Origin of the sequence: Myxacorys almedinensis A (assembly GCF_010091945.1) — a bacterium.
GTDB lineage: Bacteria > Cyanobacteriota > Cyanobacteriia > Leptolyngbyales > Leptolyngbyaceae > Myxacorys > Myxacorys almedinensis.
In genome coordinates this window covers 85731-104123 of record NZ_WVIE01000018.1, presented here as the reverse complement: position 1 = coordinate 104123, position 18393 = coordinate 85731, and the positions used below count along the sequence as shown (strand labels likewise).

16 protein-coding genes are annotated in these 18393 nt (G+C 51.3%); 10 read left to right on the top strand and 6 right to left on the bottom strand.

Translation table 11 applies throughout. From position 1 onward, the window contains the following. Positions 1-137 precede the first annotated feature (137 nt). Positions 138-1499 (top strand): D-alanyl-D-alanine carboxypeptidase, encoded by a 1362-nt coding sequence (locus GS601_RS15650; protein ID WP_162424217.1) that lies wholly within the window; start codon positions 138-140, stop codon positions 1497-1499. Between the two features lie 46 nt (positions 1500-1545). Here the strand turns inward: GS601_RS15650 and GS601_RS15645 are convergent, their stop codons facing one another. Then, positions 1546-1812: a DUF2171 domain-containing protein gene (locus GS601_RS15645; RefSeq protein ID WP_162424216.1), complete on the bottom strand. Its 267-nt coding sequence runs from the start codon at positions 1810-1812 to the stop codon at positions 1546-1548. A gap of 325 nt (positions 1813-2137) precedes the next feature. On the opposite strand from GS601_RS15645, the gene GS601_RS15640 reads away from it, so the two are divergent. The 4 genes from GS601_RS15640 to GS601_RS15625 all read left to right on the top strand — a co-directional run bounded on the left by GS601_RS15640 (position 2138) and on the right by GS601_RS15625 (position 7337). Then, positions 2138-2716 (top strand): hypothetical protein, encoded by a 579-nt coding sequence (locus GS601_RS15640; RefSeq protein WP_162424215.1) that lies wholly within the window; start codon positions 2138-2140, stop codon positions 2714-2716. A 172-nt stretch (positions 2717-2888) separates the two neighbouring features. Continuing rightward, positions 2889-3959, top strand: coding sequence for a glycosyltransferase family 4 protein (locus GS601_RS15635; RefSeq protein ID WP_162424214.1), 1071 nt, complete (start codon positions 2889-2891; stop codon positions 3957-3959). 102 nt (positions 3960-4061) lie between these two features. Then, the gene (locus GS601_RS15630) at positions 4062-5756 is read left to right on the top strand and encodes an RluA family pseudouridine synthase (RefSeq protein WP_162424213.1); all 1695 of its coding nucleotides are present in this window, start codon (positions 4062-4064) and stop codon (positions 5754-5756) included. 213 nt (positions 5757-5969) lie between these two features. Then, the gene (locus tag GS601_RS15625; RefSeq protein WP_162424212.1) at positions 5970-7337 is read left to right on the top strand and encodes a UDP-N-acetylmuramoyl-tripeptide--D-alanyl-D-alanine ligase; all 1368 of its coding nucleotides are present in this window, start codon (positions 5970-5972) and stop codon (positions 7335-7337) included. A 46-nt stretch (positions 7338-7383) separates the two neighbouring features. Here GS601_RS15625 and GS601_RS15620 read toward each other — a convergent pair whose 3' ends face one another. Continuing rightward, positions 7384-8259, bottom strand: a complete 876-nt coding sequence (locus GS601_RS15620; RefSeq protein ID WP_338017050.1) for a M48 family metallopeptidase — start codon at positions 8257-8259, stop codon at positions 7384-7386. Positions 8260-8357: 98 nt separating this feature from the next. Here GS601_RS15620 and GS601_RS15615 point away from each other — a divergent pair, with 98 nt between their 5' ends. Together GS601_RS15615 and GS601_RS15610 are read left to right on the top strand one after the other, a co-directional pair. After that, the gene (locus GS601_RS15615; RefSeq protein ID WP_238393295.1) at positions 8358-8975 is read left to right on the top strand and encodes a DUF4330 domain-containing protein; all 618 of its coding nucleotides are present in this window, start codon (positions 8358-8360) and stop codon (positions 8973-8975) included. 162 nt (positions 8976-9137) lie between these two features. After that, positions 9138-9932, top strand: a complete 795-nt coding sequence (locus GS601_RS15610) for a hypothetical protein (protein ID WP_162424211.1) — start codon at positions 9138-9140, stop codon at positions 9930-9932. A 149-nt stretch (positions 9933-10081) separates the two neighbouring features. Here GS601_RS15610 and gnd read toward each other — a convergent pair whose 3' ends face one another. Continuing rightward, entirely contained in the window at positions 10082-11596 is a 1515-nt protein-coding gene (gene gnd, locus GS601_RS15605; protein ID WP_162424210.1) for a decarboxylating NADP(+)-dependent phosphogluconate dehydrogenase, read from the bottom strand. Between the two features lie 494 nt (positions 11597-12090). Continuing rightward, complete coding sequence (gene zds / locus GS601_RS15600; protein WP_162424209.1) at positions 12091-13560, bottom strand: 9,9'-di-cis-zeta-carotene desaturase; 1470 nt, start codon at positions 13558-13560, stop codon at positions 12091-12093. 119 nt (positions 13561-13679) lie between these two features. Here zds and GS601_RS15595 point away from each other — a divergent pair, with 119 nt between their 5' ends. Next, positions 13680-14327, top strand: a complete 648-nt coding sequence (locus GS601_RS15595; RefSeq protein ID WP_238393294.1) for a hypothetical protein — start codon at positions 13680-13682, stop codon at positions 14325-14327. Between the two features lie 69 nt (positions 14328-14396). On the opposite strand, the gene GS601_RS15590 is transcribed toward GS601_RS15595, so the two are convergent. Both GS601_RS15590 and GS601_RS15585 read right to left on the bottom strand, forming a co-directional pair. Beyond that, positions 14397-15764, bottom strand: coding sequence for a HetZ-related protein (locus tag GS601_RS15590; protein WP_238393293.1), 1368 nt, complete (start codon positions 15762-15764; stop codon positions 14397-14399). Between the two features lie 164 nt (positions 15765-15928). Further along, positions 15929-16594, bottom strand: coding sequence for an L-threonylcarbamoyladenylate synthase (locus GS601_RS15585; RefSeq protein ID WP_162424207.1), 666 nt, complete (start codon positions 16592-16594; stop codon positions 15929-15931). A 68-nt stretch (positions 16595-16662) separates the two neighbouring features. On the opposite strand from GS601_RS15585, the gene GS601_RS15580 reads away from it, so the two are divergent. Both GS601_RS15580 and larC read left to right on the top strand, forming a co-directional pair. After that, positions 16663-16959: a hypothetical protein gene (locus GS601_RS15580; RefSeq protein ID WP_162424206.1), complete on the top strand. Its 297-nt coding sequence runs from the start codon at positions 16663-16665 to the stop codon at positions 16957-16959. Then, positions 16952-18286 (top strand): nickel pincer cofactor biosynthesis protein LarC, encoded by a 1335-nt coding sequence (gene larC, locus GS601_RS15575; RefSeq protein ID WP_162424205.1) that lies wholly within the window; start codon positions 16952-16954, stop codon positions 18284-18286. The genes GS601_RS15580 and larC overlap by 8 nt, the downstream gene beginning before the upstream one ends. Positions 18287-18393 lie beyond the last annotated feature (107 nt).

The following is an 18393-nucleotide window of genomic DNA, read 5'->3' as shown; positions in this document are numbered from 1 at the left end:
GAAACCGTTGCTTCTGTCACTGGCTTTAGCTTTATCGTAAATGCACTATCTGTCGCAGGCATTTTTTGATTTGGTATAAGAATGTTGTATTTGCGCTAAGCTGTAATGCTGACTAAGAAATTACCCTCCTCCTTCCCATGCCTAACGTCTCTGAGCTTCGCAATCAAAACCGCTTGTTGCTATCACTGCTTGCTGGCTTGTTACTCACCGCAACAGGGTGCGACGACAAACCATCCGCCACCACGGTAAATGCTCCTGATCCTCAGGGTGCAGTTAGTAAACTTGTGGTGCCTCCTGTGGTGCAAAGTCCGCTTGCTGTAGCATCTGGCAACCCCGACCCTCAAACCACAGCGACGATCGAGCAATATTTAGGCAAACTGGCGGATCAAGGGTTTAGTGGGCAAGCTCAAGGCGTGTGGATGCAGTCTGGGTCTACGTTGCTTGCCAATCATCAGGGCACTACTCCACTACCAGCCGCATCGTTAACAAAAGTGGCAACGTCTCTGGCTGCGTTGCAAACGTTTGGGGTTGATCATCGTTTTGAAACTTTAGTTGGAACAAACGGTAGCGTTGACAATGGCGTTGTTAACGGCGATCTAATTATTGTTGGAAATAACAATCCATTATTTGTTTGGGAAGAAGCGATCGCAGTCGGTAATCTTCTCAACCAAATGCAGATCAAGCAAGTTACTGGAAACCTGATTGTTGTGGGTCAGTTCTTTATGAACTTTGAGCTAGATCAGGCGAAAGCTGGAGCATTGCTCAAACAAAGCTTAGATTCTAGAACCTGGTCGGGTGAAGTTGTAGAACAACATCAAACCTTGCCTGCTGGCACTGCAAAACCCACGCTTGCGATCGCAGGCACTGTTCAAGTCGCCTCAGAACCTCCCAATACCTTCAAGCCGCTGCTCAAACATCAATCGTTGCCGCTTGCAGAACTGCTGAAAAGGATGAACCGCTATAGCAATAATTTGATGGCAGAAATTGTTGCTAGTTCGGTAGGGGGCGCAAAAATTGTCTCGTATAAAGCGGCTCAGGCAGCGGGCGTTCCCCAAGCAGAAGTTGTGCTAGTCAATGGCTCAGGCTTGGCTGTCGAGAACCGCATTTCTCCTCGCGCGGTCTGCTCAATGTTTCTGGCGATCGAGCGGTATCTTGAGCCAAAAAGCCTGAACATTGCAGACATCTTTGCTGTGGTTGGGCAAGACACCGGGATTTTGGAAACGCGCAATTTGCCTGCCCAAACCGTGACAAAATCTGGCAGCTTAAATGCGGTTAGTGCTCTAGCAGGGGCGTTTCCGACGCGTGAGCAGGGCGTGGTGTGGTTTGTTGTGATGAATGGCGGCGGCGAAAATTTAGATGGGTTCCGTGCTGAGCAAGAGGCACTCCTGCGATCGCTAGTTAGCCGGTGGGGAGTGGCTCAAGCGGCTCCATCGAAACTGGTGGCAAACCGCGATCGCGAAAAGTTGACCTCTATCATTGAGCAGGTTAACCAGCTTTAACGGTTGGCTTTAGCGGGTGAACGATGCTGGCTCTAGGTAGAAATGGTTAACCATTGGGCGAGTGGTCTGCGATTTCGGATGCCACTTCCTCAATAGTTTTGTTGAGAAAAATGGCATTCTCATCGATCGCGCGAATCCAAGATACCGGAAACCAGGAAGGCTGGCTTTCTGGAACATCGTGTTTGGTGAATTTGACGTATTGGTTGCCTTCTAGCCCATCGACATTGCCAATATGGACATCCGATGCACCCTCTAAGCCTCCCTGTCCTTCGGCATAGACAGCAAGATTCGCTTTAATTTTAGATGTATCCATCACAAACCTCTCATTTCAAATCGTTCACTTTAATGAATAAATAGAGCAAAGATGCCCAACAACGGCATCTGAAAAAGGCGACAAAAGTAATCTGAATTGTGCCTCAACCCTACATTCAGGGATGAGACTCTACAGTAAGCATTGCGCGATCGCACAACATCACTCTCCAGACCGAATCTTAAAGGAAACGCTGACAAGAAAGTTGAGCCTGCAACGAGGGGATATGTCATCATAATTTGAGAAACCGCCGGGAAAAACTGCGGCAACGGTTGAAGTTACCATGGTGCAACGTTTTTAGCATCATCAATCTCAGGAGATAAAGTCAATGAAAAAGACGATGTGGAACTTTCTCAACAACCACGTTCTCAACAAGCTGTGGGGTACAAGTCTAGTATTTGTGCTGCTCGTCGGATGCCAATCAACCCCGCCGACGGTAGTTTCTCCTGCACCTTCTCCGTCTCTGCTTCCACCCCCCCCTCCGCAAGCTTCTATAAGAACCGTTCCCAACACTGCCCCAACCGCTACCGCTTCGGTGGGTGCTTCTCCAGAGTCGTCTCCGGTTGCTCAAGCGGCTCCGACAACTGGTGGCGATCGCGATCGCGGAGCCATTACCTTTGCGCCGGGCAGCACTTCGGCTAGCGTCGAGGGAAGTTTGCCCCGCAGAGCGATCGATCGCTATACCTTCATCGCATCGACCGGGCAAAACGGCACCATCTCGATTGAGTCACCCGATCAAACGGTGTTATTGACGCTGATCGATCCTCAAGGTAGTCCAATTCAGCGCTATCAAAGTGGTTCCTCTAGCTGGAGCGGCAAACTCTCGGATAGTGGAACCTACATTATTGATGTTGTCTCCACAAAAGAGGCGTCAACCTATACGCTAAACATTTCTATTCAGCCCTAATTGCGGTTTGTTAGCCAGCCTAAAACAGTATAAAGGGCATTCTTTGCCCTACCAATGCGGTTATTATCCTGCGAAAGGCTCATTCCTAGGCAGGATACAGACTCCGTTCTGATGTCATAAAATTTGACCTAATTTAGCAATTTATAATGACCTACGAATTGGAGAATAGAATATGCGGATTGCTCAGATTGCTCCACTATGGGAGAGCGTTCCACCGCCTGCGTATGGTGGAATCGAACTCGTCGTTAGCCTGCTAACCGATGAATTGGTGCGTCGTGGGCATGATGTAACCCTATTTGCTTCTGGCGATTCGCACACTTTGGCTCTACTAGAGTCTGTTCATCCTCATGCTCTGCGGCTTGATCCTAGTGTTAAAGAGCACCCTGTTTACGAGATGTTGCAGCTAGGGCGAGCGTACGATCGCGCTCAAGAGTTCGATGTGATTCATTCCCATATTGGCTGTGCTGTCTTGCCGTTGGCAAAGCTTGTGAAAACGCCAACTATTCATACGCTTCATGGGGTTTTTACTCCAGATAATGAGAAGTTATTTACCCATGCGCGTCAGCAGCCCTATGTCAGCATTTCTGACACCCAACGAGAACCGCGCCTCAACCTCAATTATGTCTCCACGGTGTACAACGGCATTGATTTAGAGTCTCACAAGTTTTATGCTCAGCCTGCTGATCCGCCCTATCTTGCTTTCCTCGGTCGCATCTCACCCGAAAAAGGCACCCACTTAGCGATCGAGATTGCTAAGCGATCAGGTTGGCATCTTAAGATAGCGGGAAAAGTCGATCGAGTCGATGTGGATTACTTTGAAGAGTCGATTCGCCCTCAGATCGATGGTGTGCAAATTGAGTATTTGGGCGAGGCAAATCATGCTCAGAAAAATGAACTGATGGGCAATGCGATCGCAACTTTGTTTCCGATTACGTGGCGTGAACCGTTTGGCTTGGTCATGGTAGAGTCGATGGCAGCGGGAACGCCTGTGATTGCCATGAGACGCGGCGCTGCACCTGAACTTATCGACCATGGTAAGACCGGATTTCTCTGCGATCGCGTTGAAGACTGCGTAGCGGCTCTTGAACAAATTTCAACGCTCGATCGCGCTGCCTGTCGTTCTCATGTCAATCGGCGCTTTAGCGTGAAGCAAATGGTGGATGGATACGAAGCGGTTTATCAGCAGTTTCTTTCTGATCGGTTTGCGCGCAACGGAACCTTGGCAGGCGCTAGAGCAAAATAATAGATACCAAAGGCTTGCGGTTGGCGCAATGCTCACGTTCCCAACGTTGCTATCTTATGGCAGTATCGATGTCAGTATGATTATCTTCTGGCTGGGTACGCCATGCTTCATCCGCTTTCAATGTTCATCTCCCAGTGCGATCGCGGAGTTAATGACTCTTCCGCTGCCTTGTATTGGTACAGAGGAGATTGCCACCATCAGGGCAACATCAGACTCCCTCGCACCCCCTTAGCCGAGGCGATTGCTCAGACTTTGATGCAACAACTTGTTGCCGATGAGCGTTACCGTTGCGAGGGCAAGATGTTTGGGGTGCTGTTAGTTGAAGATGCGTTGGGTCAACCGTGGGTGCTAAAGGCATTCTCTGGTTTGCTAAAGGGCAAAAGCGACGTTGAAGGTTGGGTTCCCTTGATTTCAGGACGCGATCGATCACAACTCGGTGAAGCCAATTGCATCACTTTAGAAGAAAGTCGTACCCTGCTGCTGCTCGATGACCTGAAGCACAGATTGCTTGCTTTGAACAACATTCCAGAACGGCAACAATATGCAGTATTGCAGCAAGAATTTGAAACTCGTTTGCACATACTTTCAGTATGTCATCGTCAACGTAAACAGAGTCGTGATGATCAACGCCAACGATTAACTCAAATTCTAGTGGGTGAAACACTTGCTCAATCGCTAGAGGTGCTAAATGATGAGAGCCGTCGCGATGGACTTGAACGACGTCAATTAAAACAAGAGCGAGATGCTAATTTGCTGCCGCTCCGACATGTGATTGATCAGGCAAACCATCAGATCGGTAAGTTGAAGCAGCAGCGAAAAACCCTGTCTCAAGCGCTCCAGGCACAGATGCAACGCGCTTACTGGTTGACCAATTTTTTGGGAGAGTCGCGATCGCTGCACCAACTCATGCCCTATGGCGCAGTACCGACTGGTACGGGAGACTGCTGCGCCCCAAAATTGCTCCACTATGCAGCAACCCATCAGCTTAAGCCGTTAGCCATGGCAGAGTTTTGGTGGGGCGCTTCCTCCGCCAACGGCGATAAGGTCGAGGGAAACTTTTATGGAGCGTGCCGCGATCGCTGCCAGCCTTTGATGGGCTTTCTCTTGTCTGGATTGTCTTTGTCTAGATTGTCTGTATCTGGATTGTCTCAGCATCTAGAGCCGTCTGCTCTGGATCTGCCGATCATTTACGAAGATGAATGGCTCCTGGTGGTGAACAAGCCGTCAGGGTTACTGTCTGTGCCGGGTCGATATCGCCATACTCAAGATAGCGTGGTGAGCCGATTGCAATGTGCGATCGCGAACCGTGAAATTTTTGCTGTGCATCGGCTTGATCAAGATACCTCTGGGTTGCTGCTCTTGGCGCACGATCGAGCGACGTATCAAATCTTGAGTCAGCAGTTTCAGCAGCGCCGCGTTCACAAAGTCTATGAAGCAATTTTGGCAGAGTCGATCGAGTCTAGACAGGGCATGATTGAGCTACCGCTCTGGAGTGACCCTTGCGATCGCCCGAAACAAAAAGTCGATTGGCAACGCGGTAAACCGAGCGCCACTCGATTTCAGGTCAGCGATCGCGCACCGCAGGGTTGCCGTTTGGAGTTTGTTCCCCTCACCGGGCGGACTCACCAAATCAGAGTTCATGCGGCGGATAAAAGCGGAATTGGAGTGCCAATTTTGGGCGATCGGCTGTATGGCAGTGCGGCAGCAACTCGCCTCCATCTCCACGCACGAGAGCTTACCTTTGATCACCCTCGCCGTGGGCAACGGCTTCACCTCCAAGCCGCGACGCCCTTTTAAACCTAGAACCCTGCTCATCTTGCATCTCAGATAGGACAGCGACAGATGGGCAAAGGTTTGCGATCGCACCTGCGGTTGCCAGTCTTGATGGCTCTCCAATTCTTGCCACTCAAGTTTTGGGTCTGTTCACCCTATGAGCGAGCAACTTTTAACAGTTGACAATACGCGCTAGGAAACGCTTAAAATAAGCAGCTAGTTTTTCTTGCTTGCCCTATGCCGTTTCATGCATCCCTCGCTCAGATCATTGCCGTTCTTGATGCATCAACTCACCATTTATTTGATCAAGAATGCATCGCAACAGGCATCACCACCGATAGTCGTAACCTTCAACCGGGTGAGGTGTTTTTGGCGTTGCGGGGTGAGACGTTTGATGGGCATGGGTTTGTTGAGAGTGCCCTTGCTCAGGGCGCAGTTGCCGCGATCGTGGATACCGCCTTCCCCACCCTCGATCTTCCCCTCATCGTGGTCAACGATACGTTAGCTGCCTATCAAGCGTTGGGGCAGTGGTGGAGGTCGCAATTTGATATTCCCATCATTGCGATCACTGGGTCAGTTGGTAAAACGACAACAAAGGAAATTTTAGCGGCTGTTTTGGCTCGATATGGTCGAGTGCTAAAAACTCAGGCAAACTACAACAACGAAATTGGGGTGCCAAAAACGCTCTTGGAACTGAGTGATGAGCATGATTTTGCGGTAGTTGAAATGGGAATGAGAGCGAAAGGAGAAATTGCCCTGTTAAGCCAGATCGCTAGCCCGGATGTGGCGGTGATCACCAACGTTGGAACTGCTCATATTGGCAGGCTTGGCTCAAGAGCCGCGATCGCGCAAGCTAAGTGCGAACTCCTTGCCGAAATGCCCTCCGATGCGATCGCAGTTCTCAATCATGACAATCCGCTTTTGCTCGAAACCGCTGCTAGGGTATGGCACGGCAAAACCATCACGTACGGGCTATCTGGCGGGGATGTGCAAGGACAGATCAGGGGTGGTGGCATCAGGGTAGGCGATCTCACCTTTCAATTGCCGCTTGCCGGAGAGCACAACGCGCTCAATTTCTTGTCGGCGCTAGGCGTGGCAACCGCCCTAAATCTAGAGTGGTCAGCGATCGCGTCAGGGCTAGAGGTAGAGTTGCCTGGAGGACGATCGCGGCGCTATGAATTGGCAAACGACATTGTGCTTTTGGATGAAACTTACAACGCTGGGTTAGAGTCGATGCTGGCGTCGCTGAAACTGCTGGCACAAACGCCTGGAAACCGAAAAGTTGCAGTGCTGGGAACGATGAAAGAGTTGGGCAGTTGGGCGGTTGCCTATCATCGGCAAGTCGGGGAGCAGGTGAAAGCGTTGGGGTTAGATGAATTGCTGATTTTAGCAGATGAGGCAGAAGCTGAAGCGTTGGCACAAGGAGCGCTGCCCCTCGCGTCCGAGTGTTTTGTCAGCCATGGCGATGTGATTGACCGACTAAGCGTGATGGTGAAGCCGGGCGATCGCATCTTGTTTAAAGCCTCGCGCTCAGTCGGGCTAGATCGCGTTGTTGAAGGGGTGCGGAGCGCGATCGCGAAGACCTCGCCTAGCACCCCATCCTAACAACCCACTTTGCGATCGCCCCTCTGTTTTGGTCAGCCGGTTTAGATCAACGACTAATCGCAGAACGGTAAGCGGTTGGGTTGACGCCATCGCTCCCACGGGCAGGGGTTGAAGCAATCATTTGTCTGAGGCGCACGATGCGATCGCTGGTGGCGGGGTGGTTGCTGAGAAACGCAGGACTCGATCGCGAACTCAACAGCTTTTGCATGAACGCCACTACTTCAGACTGAGCATATCCGGCGCGGCTAATCATTGTTAAGCCGCGTCGATCGGCGTCGTATTCATCGTTGCGGTTGTTGGGCAGATTGACCGCCAGTTGCAGACCCAAATTGACCGCCGTGCTGCGATTTAGCCCTCCGGCAGTGAGTAAGCCTCGCTGCACCGCAGACTTTCGCATCTGGGCTAAAAGGTGACCACCTGTGATGTGACCAATCTCGTGACCGATCACACTTGCCAATTGTGCTTCGTTATCTGCCGCTTCCATCAGACCGCGATGCACATAAACATAGCCGCCTGTTGTAGCAAACGCATTGATGCTCTTGTTGTCTACCACTTGAAAGGTAAAGGGAAGATTGGGGCGATCGCTGTTGCGTACAAGGCGTTGCCCAATAGTATTCACATACTGGTTTAAGCTCGGATCTCGGAGGAGACGAATGCCTTGGCTAGAAAGCTGAGCGTTCATTTGCCGTCCCAGATCAACTTCTTGGCTGTCAGAGAGCCGCGTGAGTTGAATGCCTTGAATAACTTGAAGACCGCCTCGCAAGAGGTCTGCCCATGAAATGGCTTGAGCAACCAGTGGTTGCCCGAAGGCAATGGTGAAAACAAGGGTGAGCGAGAGGATGGGATAAAGCCATCGATGACGCAAGTGCTGCTTAAACATGATAAAAATTGCCGCTGAAAAATAGTCAATCGAGGATGACACGCTAGTCTATAGACGAGTTCTAACTTGATTTAGTTGCAAATGCCCTGAGAATTTTAACGGAGAACCGATCAGGAACCTAGAATCTAGCGATCGATTCTATGGGACATGGTAATCTGGACTGTCACGAATCCGTCGTGCTGAGTGTGGCAGACTGGATTCTTGCTACTGAAGTTGGAACGGTATTTATGGCTATTGTTGATGCTCAAGGTCGGTTGTTTGGTCGGTTCAGCATTCTTGATCTCGGTGCTGGGCTGGTGATTTTGATGGTGATTTTTGGCATCTTTTTCTTTCCTGGAAAGTCGGGATCGTCGATCGCGAGTAACGCAGACCGTCTCCCGGTGGAGGTTGATGTGTTGGTGAGGGGGCTAAATGCCTCCAATCCAAAAGACTTTATGAAAGAAGGCGCAAAGACTAGCGTGATTGTGCGGAAGCAGCCAACCGGAGATGCAACCCTTACGAGCGTGAGATTTTTGCCCCGCAATATGGCAGTGACCCAACCGGATGGATCGCTGAAGATTTTGCCTGATCCTCGCCCTGAAAGCGCCATCAGCAATGACATGGTGCTAACGCTTAGAAACAATGCCCAAGTGGTAGGTGGCACGCCGATTTTTGGAGGCGAGAAGGTGAAAGTGGGAACGACCTTAGAGCTAGATGGGCCGACCTATAATTTTGCAAGTAGTGTGATTGCGGTGCGGATTTTAGATAAAAAATCGTGACCCCCTGCCGCTCGTGGTGATGGGCTGGTAGACGATCATTTGCATTGGCGTAGAAGGCATCTTGCGGGATGCCTTTTTTAATCTTGAAATTTCTACGGCGATTCTGGGTCAGAGCAGGTATTCTATTATCTGACGATTGTTTTTTGTCTTCAGGTAAGCACCGTGGCACAGGCTTCTTCTCAATGGCGGAATCTGGTCAGTCTGCTCAATGCTGTTCCTTTAGCGGAGGTGGGGAATGTGCTGGGCAAACCCGGTCTGTGGCGGCGATGGTCGGCTCCGGGGGGGTGGTTGCTGGTGATGGGCGGCTCAATTGGGCTGTTGTTTTGGAATGGGCGACTGGTGGTGGCAACGGGTGCTGGGATCGCGATGATGCTGCTGGTGTCGGTGCTGCAAGACTCGAAGGGGAAGCCGTGGCAAGGCTTGACGCCGCTTGTTAAAGGCTGGAATCAGCCATTTGCGATCGCGGCGGCGAGTGGTGGCGCAGCCATGTTTGGTACCTATTTAGCGACATCGGTGTGGTTAGAGGCAGAGCATCACTGGATTGCGACTGGCATGATTGTGCAGGGCACAGCGACGCTGGGCATGGTGGGGCTTTTGGTGTGGCAAATGGTGGGGCAAAAGCATCAGTCTGCCGTTTCTTCGTTTAATCAGGCGTTAGCCGATCTTTCCCACGAAGCGCCGCTAAAGCGGTTGATTGCGGTGCGGCAGTTGACTGAGCATCTAGAGCAGCAAGAGTCTCGCGCCCAGCAACATCGCACGGCAGACTATTTGCGAGTGATGCTGAGCCGGGAACAAGATGCGATCGTGCGGGATGCGATTTTAGAGGGCTTGCAACTTTTGCAAGAAATGCGAAGTTTGCCGCCTAGCCAGCGCCAACGGTTGGAATTCTCGCAGGTCAGCCACCGATCAAACCCGCGCAAATCGAGTTCCATGATTCGCCATTCGTCTCAGGTGTAAAATATCGCTCAACCAAGCCTCAATGACGATAGGGGCATCTTTATAGACACCCCTATGACTGCGCGTTTTCAACCGAAGGGGTAAGAGTAGGCAGAGATGGCGCTGCTCTACTCTGCTTGGGGTATGTCTTGGGTTCCGGGGTTACCCGTTTAGGTGGTTTGTGCCTCCTGAACTTCAACGTCTTCTCGTGTGGGTTGGGGTTGGTCGGCTGATAGTTTCTCAGGTGCGGTGAATTTGGTTGCTGATTCTTCGTTGAGATCAGTCCATTCGGTGTGGAAAACGCCGTCTTTGTCGGTGCGGAGATAGGTGTGGGCACCAAAGTAGTCGCGTTGGGCTTGTGTCAGGTTGAGGGGCAAGCGATCGCGGCGGTAGCTGTCGAAATAGTCGAGCGAGGCGCTAAACGCGGGTACAGCGATCCCTGATTTGGCAGCATAGGCGACAATTTCTCGCCAAGCAGACTGGCGATCGAGAATAGTTTGCTTAAATTCGGGGGCAAGCAACAGGTTTGGCAAATCAGGATTCTCGATAAAAGCAGTTTGAATTTTGCCCAAGAATCTGGCTTTGATAATGCATCCCCCTTTCCAGATGCGGGCGCATTCACTCAGGTCTAATCCGAAGCCATAGGTTTTAGAAGCTTTGCTGAGTAACGCCATGCCCTGGGCATAGGAGCAGATTTTAGAGCAATAGAGTGCATCGCGCACCCGATTGATGAATTCTTTTTTGTCGCCCATAAAGGGGACGCTAGGAGCGCTCAACTGCTGTGAGGCGTCCATGCGCTCTGTTTTATAAGAGGACATGATCCGCGCATTGACTGCCGCAATAATGGTGGGGATCGGTACTCCCTGTTCTAGAGCGTCGGTCACAGTCCAGCGCCCGGTGCCTTTTTGCCCAGCCGCGTCGAGGATCAGTTCGACCAAGGGCATGCCGGTATCGCCATCGATCTTCTTAAAGATGTCTGCCGTGATTTCAATTAGGTAAGAGTCGAGTTCTGGGGTGGTGTTCCACTCTGCAAATACGTCGTGTAGCTCGTTGTGATCGAGTCCGGCAACATTTTTTAGCAAATCGTAGGCTTCGGCGATGAGTTCCATGTCTCCATACTCAATGCCGTTGTGCACCATTTTAACGTAGTGCCCTGCCCCGCCGGGCCCAATGTAGGTAACACAAGCCCCGTCTTCTACCTGGGCGGCAATCTTAGTCAAAATTGGCTCAAGATACTCGTAAGCAGACTGGGTGCCCCCTGGCATGAGGCTAGGACCATTGAGTGCGCCTTCTTCGCCGCCACTGACTCCCATGCCAATAAAGGTAAATTTGGCAGCTTCGAGGTCGTGAGCGCGACGGGCGGTATCGGTAAAGAGCGAGTTGCCCCCGTCGATCATAATGTCGCCTTCGTCTAGAAGGGGCTTGAGTTGTTCGATCACAGCATCGACTGGTGCGCCTGCTTTTACCATGATCAAGATCTTACGGGGGCGTTCGAGGGAGGCAACAAACTCTTTGATTGTGTAAGCTGCCTTTACATTTTTACCGCCTGCCCGATGTTCCATAAAGGCATCGGTTTTTTCGCGGGAGCGGTTGTACACTGCGACTGGAAAACCATTGCGCTCGACGTTGAGCGCGAGGTTTTCTCCCATTACGGCTAAGCCAATTACGCCAAAGCTCTGTGTCATAAGATTCTCTGCTAACTCTGCGATCGCGGGCGACTCCAAAAAAATATCGCTCCGCGATGATGTGTTCTCACGGTAGCTTGATCCCCTAGAAAATAGCTTGGAAGATTAGATTAAGACTCTGGCTTAAGGATGAAGAACGCCTATGGCAATGCTTTGCACTAGGGATAACGAATGAAGAGTTTATAGTTATGCAGCAAGAACTGTAGTTTAAATAACAGTAATGTCATTTCAAGTCGGAACGATGCCATCTGAAATAGGAACAATGCCAGTTCAAATAGAAGCGATGCTAGTGCAAATAGGAACGATGCCATCTGAAATAGGAACGATGCTAGTGCAAATAGAAGCGATCGCAACTTAAGCAGGAACGATGCCATCTGAAATAGGAACGATGCTAGTGCAAATAGAAGCGATCGCAGTTGAGGTATCAGCGATCGCTCCGTGAGATGAAGCGATCGTATCGCCGCAACCCTCTACTATTCAACGTGCACTACCTTTCAATATCTAAACAAGCCAACCCCCTGAACTTTGTGCCCCGTCGGTTCCAGAATTGCCTGCGCCGCTTGCTTACCCGAAATAGTTGCACCTTCCATACTGTCGATATAGTCTTGCGCCGTATAGCTCCCTGCCAAAAAGAAGTTAGAAACAGGAGTTTTCTGAGTCGGGCGATAAGGTTCCATACCCGGATTCTCGCGATAGAGCGACTGCGCTAGTTTCACCACGTTAAACCACGTCATCGTTAGGTCGCGAGACGAAGGAAACAGATCGTGAATCTGCTTGAGCGCATGCCGAGCAATCTCTTCGTTGCTCATCGGCACAAATGGATCACCCGGCGTCAACACAACTTGCATCAACGAGCCTTCGCCCTCGCGGTAATAGTCTTTGGGGCTAGAGAGGGCTAAATCTGCAAAACACGAGAAATCTGCATCAGCACTATAGAGTAAGTTATCAATGCCAGATGCATGATCAACCTGCTGCCGGGCGGCGGGGTCGTTCATTTCCGTCACCCAGCCATCAAACCGCATTTGAACTGTAGCAACCGGAACCGCTTCGAGCTTATAAATCTTGTCAAACGAGTCGATGCTGCGCCATTCTTTGGGCAAAAGACGCTGAATGCCAGGAACATCACACGCCGCAAGGTAACGATCGGCGCTAATAATTTCCTCACTGTCGCCGTTGGCAATAGCTAAGCCAGTGACGTGCAGATCTGCACCATCGCCTTCAAAGAGAATCTTACGAGTTTGGCGACGGGTGTGAATCTTTGCCCCCTTGGCTTGGATGTACTCCACGATCGGTTTGCTCAAATATTCCGCAGGCGACCCTGCCAGGAGATTGAGCCGCGAGGCTTCTGTTTTTGAAGCAAACATCATAAAAATAGTCAGCATACACCGCGCCGAAATTTCCTCGGTGTCGATAAAGCCTAGGGCGAGGGCGATGGGGTCCCACATGCGCTTGAGGCTATTTTGCGACCCACCATGGCGGCGAAACCAATCGGCAAAGCTAACATCATCTAAGTTGCGAATCATCTTCATGGCAACATCGCTATTCACCAAACCCGGAACGATCGGACTTGTGCCCAGCGCGATCGCATTTTGCACTTTATCTTGCAGCGTCAGTTGTCCAGTGGTGAAAAACGCCTTCAAGCCATGAAAGGGCGCACCCAGCAAAAATCGGAAGTCTAGCGTGCTAATCTTGCCCCCCCGATTTACAAAGGTATGCACATGCGCTTTGGGCAGCAAATTGTCGTATGCACCAACCTGTTTCAGCAAGGCAAACAGGTTGTAATAGTTGTTAAAAAAAACATGCAAACCCATTTCAATGTGGTTGCCCTGGGCATCGACCCAGCTACCAACCTTGCCGCCCACAAACGGACGAGCTTCAAACATTTCTACCTCGTGTCCCGCGTCTACCAATTCCACCGCCGCCGCCAAGCCCGCCAATCCTGCTCCAACGATCGCAACTCGCATTCCGCAATCTCACCTACAACATCCTTTACATATTTTAATGGCAATGCCGAACCAAAAGAAGATGAGATCGAAACGATGGATGAAGGCAAAATAGCGATCAGTAGCGTTGAGCCATGAACATGTCTGTTTCTCCCTGGGTTTGGCGATCGAGCATAATGGTCTGGCTTGTGTTTGCAAGCGGCTGTTCTACCTTGCCAACCGCCTCTTCTCCCCCCCCAGCTTTGCGCCCTGTAGAGCCACTCCCCTTCGAGAAAAACGGCTATACGATCGCGACTCCGAGTCTAGGGAGCACGCCGCGAGCGGGCACCAGCACTCCTGCCCGCACAGCCGTCACCCTCAAACCTGGCAAAAAACTGTCTGAGTCAGACACTGCCGCTCTGTTAGAGCAGGCAGACGATAAAGCAGTGAGTGCTGCCAATCTCGCTCAATCGGCTCAGTCTAAAGACGATTGGCTGCTGGTGATGAGCCAATGGAGAAAAGCGATCGCGCTCCTACAACCGATCGCGGCTCCAACGCCGGCGCTCCGACAACGGTTATCTACCTATCAGCGCAATCTAGCCGAGGCTCAGACGCGATCGGTGACCAATCCCCGCCAACTTGTCACAGAGGGGTCGAGCGGCGGCTATGGCGTGCCTCTTGTGGTTCAGCCTGGAAAAACCTCTGCCAGCGAGTCTCCTTCTCCCAACGCATCACCAACCACGCCAATGGCTCCAGCTTCTGAGGCATCCCCTGCCAGTGTTCCGATCGCGCCTCCCGAAGCGCCCTGAAACCTTCTGATCTGAGGTAAATTTAGAGGGGTTTCTCGGCAGTCAATTTTGCTTCGCCCTTTAGCAAACTCAGCGTCGCCGTTCTTCATCTCTTCCCTGGTTGCGAGCCTGCCGGGCGATATCCAACAGTGCTGCCCATCGTTTTTGAAGCTGCTTTACCGTCAGCTTCAGCGTTTGCATAATTTCTTGATCACTGGCTTTGGCTTGCTTGAGTTGCAGAAGCTGCTGCTGATCGACCGAAAGCTGTTCTAAAAAGGTGTCCCACTGTTGAGCAGAGAGTCCAAAGTTTTGATCTAAATCGGCTCCAAGCCATTCGTGGACGAGTTTCCAGTTGCCAGAAGTGGTGAATTTTTCAACGTGGTATTTAAAGCGTTGCTGCAAATAATCGCGCTGGCGAGGCGTCAGACCGAGAATGTCATCAATTTCAGGCACAGACAGATCTTTGAGCTTGAGCGTGAGATAGTCTACGCAGTCTTGCTGCCCTTGAGAACCGAGGTATTGAATCAGTTCTGCAATCACGCGATCGCGCAATCCTGACTCCGACGAATCGTCTTGATCAGCGACCATCTGCTCTCGGATCATTTGCAGCACAGGCGACCGTCCGTAAGCGTCTGCTTCGTCCCCTTTGGCAGTTTCCATGGCGGTTTCCATATCCACCGCAATCTCTTGGGGCTGGCGGCTCGCAAAGCGCTGCGCTCGTAAAATCACCAACTGTTGGCTGTGCTGGCTCGGTAAGGTGATGCGCCGCTTGCCATATTGCTCTGTAAATGCCATGTATTCTGCAAGTTCCAACCGGGTTCGGGGTTGGTAGGTTTCGGCTAACTGGTTTTCTCGGCGAAAGGCTCTCAGCGATTCGGTATAAAACCCCTGGAGAAAATCTTCGATTAGGCTATATCGCGCTTGAAAGCTCAGTTGCAAATGGGCAGGCGCGATCGGGCGGTACACCATGGTGCTGAGGTTGCTATGAAGCTCAATCCGACCCTGACGAGACCCCAACTGATAATAGTGAATGCACTTTTGCAGGCGATACCGAGCCAGCGTCAGCCGCCAAGATCCCACTTCGCCAGAATGCTGAATGCGATCGCTCTTGGCACAAATTCGCTCAACCTCTGTGGCGATCCGATTGGCAACTGCATTCACCGTTTGGCTTGCTACCTTTAGTTCGGCTTCAAGTTCGGTGCTCAACAGATGGATCAGACGGTGAAGATGATTTGGCTCTTGAGGGTGATCGGTTGCCCCAATTTGGCTAGAATCCCAGTCGTCTGTTTCAAAAGGAGTGACTGTGAGCCGCTTGGAATCTCTGATAGACTTGGCATTCATAGGTTCGACCCGGACTTGGTAGTGCACACCAGTCTCTACACGCTGTCGCGAAGCGGCTTCGGGAAAAATTGGCTGTGCGTATGTCAGTTTTTTGGTTGGTTGGAGGGGTGGTTGCATGAAAACGGGCTGGTTTACGTTAGGGCGAAGGGTTGAAATCCTTTACCCATCAGCAACAGTGAGACCTAATAGGTTCAGCGATCGCTTTCATTAGTAATAAATTTTACTTTAGCAAAGTAGACAGAGGAGTGGACAGTTGCCCAGGTGTCAGTCCAGAGATGCGGTTAGGCAACAGTTGCCCACTCGGAAGCGGCTAGCCATCCCAAGCCTTTCCGAACGATAGATGGCTCATCGGCTGTGAGATCAAGAATTGTGGAAACCTCGTATGTTGGCTCTTCTCCAGTATCCAAAATTACATCTACCAACCGATCCATACTGTCAAACAGTTCTGCTAACGACAGATTCTCTGGATTCCGGGCTTTGACCGGGTTGATTTCGTCGTCTGCCACAACATGAGCAGATGTGGAAATGAGAGGATTTCCCATCGCCGTTAGCAGGGCTTGACACACCGTATTGTCAGGAACCCGAATCCCTGTCGTTTTGCGCTTCGGACTCATCACCAGCTTGGGCACTAGCTTTGTTGTGGGTAATAAAAAGGTGTAAGGTCCCGGAATTAAACTTCGCATGATGCGGTATGCCTGATCGCTGACCACGGCATACTGAGCAATATCCGATAAGGAGGGGCAGAGAAACGTCAGGGGCTTATCGTTAGATAGTTGCTTGAGCTTTCGCACGCGCTCAACCCCTGATTTGGAATTGAGGTCGCACCCGATCGCATACACTGTATCGGTGGGGTAGAGCACGATCGCGCCACTCCGCAACGCATCCACAACTTGATCAAGACCACGAGCTTGCGGGGTTTGAGGATGAATTTTATAAATTGTCGCCATAGTTGATTGCAAAAATTAGGGTGTAAAGGGTCTTTTCCTGCCAGTCGCCCGATCTCAGCCCTCTAGCCGTGCCTCGGTTGCCGGGAGGGCGGGGATACAGCGATCGCACAACTCCAAGATTGGATGGAGTTTTGGGGCAAGCCCAAGTGCCGGAAACTAGATTTTATGGCACGATCGAGCGGTTTGTGGCACACCGTGGCTCTCTCAAGGAGGGGGCTAGGATGAGGGCAAATTCAGATCAGGATGAACAAAAAATGTCCCTCTGTTCAGCAACTGCCAGTTTTTCTAGCCCCGCTTTTTCTAACCTTGGATTTCTAACCTTGGATGGTGTAATCAACTTAGATGGTGTAATCAACAATGAGTAAAGTCGCTTACCTTGAGTGCCCGACGGGAATTGCAGGTGATATGTGCCTGGGTGCGTTGATCGATATCGGTGTGCCTTTAGAGTATCTGATTGAGAAGCTCGATTGCTTGGGCATTGCAGGCGAGTATAAACTGTGGGCAGAAAGCGTGCAGCGTAATGGGCAACGGGCGACAAAGCTGCACGTTGAGTTAGATGGCGAGTCTACTCCTCACTCCCACACTGCGGAGCACGCCTCAGACCACCATGCTTATTCTAAGCTGCGACACTTGCCTGAAATTGAGCAGATGATCTGCGGAGCGCACTTACCTGCGAGGGCTTTAGCTTGGAGCTTAGCTGTGTTTCGGCAATTAGCCGCAGCGGAAGGGGCAGTGCATGGAATTGCTCCAGAGCAAGTGCATTTTCATGAAGTGGGCGCGATCGATGCGATCGTAGATGTTGTGGGCACCTGCTTGGGTCTAGAGTGGCTCGGCATTGATCGCCTCTACTGCTCAGCGTTTCCCACTGGGGGGGGCACAATTCGAGCGGCGCATGGGCGCCTGCCGGTGCCAGTGCCAGCGGTGCTGAAACTGTGGGAAATGCGCCAAGTGCCTATTTATAGTAATGGTATTGAGCGCGAGCTTGTCACCCCAACCGGGGCAGCGATTGCCACTGCGATCGCGACTGATTTTGGTGCACCTCCCCAGATGACGCTACAACAGGTTGGTTTAGGGGCTGGCTCTCTTGCTCTCCCCCTTCCCAACATTCTCCGCCTGTGGATCGGTGAATCTTCTGCCTCGTCTACTTTTGCAACCCTCACCCAGCCCTCTTCTGCTCAGCAATTTTCCGACTTCTCCCTCCCGTCTTCGGCGTCTCTGTCCACTGTTGCCCTGCTCGAAACCCAAATCGACGATCTCAATCCCCAAGCGATCGGCTATCTCTTCGATGTTCTGTTTCAGGCAGGCGCAGTCGATGTTTTCACCCAGGCGATCGGCATGAAAAAATCGCGTCCAGGCGTCTTGCTGACTGTTCTTTGCCCCCCGGACCATGTTTCAGCGTGCGAAGCGGTTTTGTTTCAAGAAACAAGCACCCTGGGCATTCGGCACTCTGTGCAGCAGCGATCGATTCTAGAGCGAGGCTTTCAGCAAGTCGAAACCGGATATGGAGCGGTGAGCATTAAAATTGCGTCGAGGGGGGGTGCGATCGTAAACGTTCAGCCCGAATATGAAGATTGCGCTGATATTGCTCGGCATCACCATCTAGCTTGGCGGGAGGTGCATCGATTGGCGCTTCAGAGTTGGTATCTTCAACACCCTCAACCCAATGCCAGCTTACCGTTTCACAGTCATTAGCCCCTCATACGGTTGTAGGCACCGGTGGATTTGCTTATAATCTCCTCAGAGAAAACGAATCTTAAGAATTTATTCCGTAACGTTACTGATCTATTACGTAGATACTT

Excerpts from the sequence above, each read along its gene's own strand:
- GS601_RS15590 (WP_238393293.1), bottom strand. The coding sequence starts at position 15,764 with ATGCAACCACCCCTCCAACCAACCAAAAAACTGACATACGCACAGCCA.
- GS601_RS15615 (WP_238393295.1), top strand. The coding sequence starts at position 8,358 with ATGGGACATGGTAATCTGGACTGTCACGAATCCGTCGTGCTGAGTGTG.
- GS601_RS15625 (WP_162424212.1), top strand. The coding sequence starts at position 5,970 with ATGCCGTTTCATGCATCCCTCGCTCAGATCATTGCCGTTCTTGATGCA.
- zds (WP_162424209.1), bottom strand. The coding sequence starts at position 13,560 with ATGCGAGTTGCGATCGTTGGAGCAGGATTGGCGGGCTTGGCGGCGGCG.
- GS601_RS15650 (WP_162424217.1), top strand. The coding sequence starts at position 138 with ATGCCTAACGTCTCTGAGCTTCGCAATCAAAACCGCTTGTTGCTATCA.
- GS601_RS15595 (WP_238393294.1), top strand. The coding sequence starts at position 13,680 with ATGTCTGTTTCTCCCTGGGTTTGGCGATCGAGCATAATGGTCTGGCTT.
- GS601_RS15645 (WP_162424216.1), bottom strand. The coding sequence starts at position 1,812 with ATGGATACATCTAAAATTAAAGCGAATCTTGCTGTCTATGCCGAAGGA.
- GS601_RS15640 (WP_162424215.1), top strand. The coding sequence starts at position 2,138 with ATGAAAAAGACGATGTGGAACTTTCTCAACAACCACGTTCTCAACAAG.
- GS601_RS15630 (WP_162424213.1), top strand. The coding sequence starts at position 4,062 with ATGCTTCATCCGCTTTCAATGTTCATCTCCCAGTGCGATCGCGGAGTT.
- gnd (WP_162424210.1), bottom strand. The coding sequence starts at position 11,596 with ATGACACAGAGCTTTGGCGTAATTGGCTTAGCCGTAATGGGAGAAAAC.
- GS601_RS15635 (WP_162424214.1), top strand. The coding sequence starts at position 2,889 with ATGCGGATTGCTCAGATTGCTCCACTATGGGAGAGCGTTCCACCGCCT.
- larC (WP_162424205.1), top strand. The coding sequence starts at position 16,952 with ATGAGTAAAGTCGCTTACCTTGAGTGCCCGACGGGAATTGCAGGTGAT.
- GS601_RS15585 (WP_162424207.1), bottom strand. The coding sequence starts at position 16,594 with ATGGCGACAATTTATAAAATTCATCCTCAAACCCCGCAAGCTCGTGGT.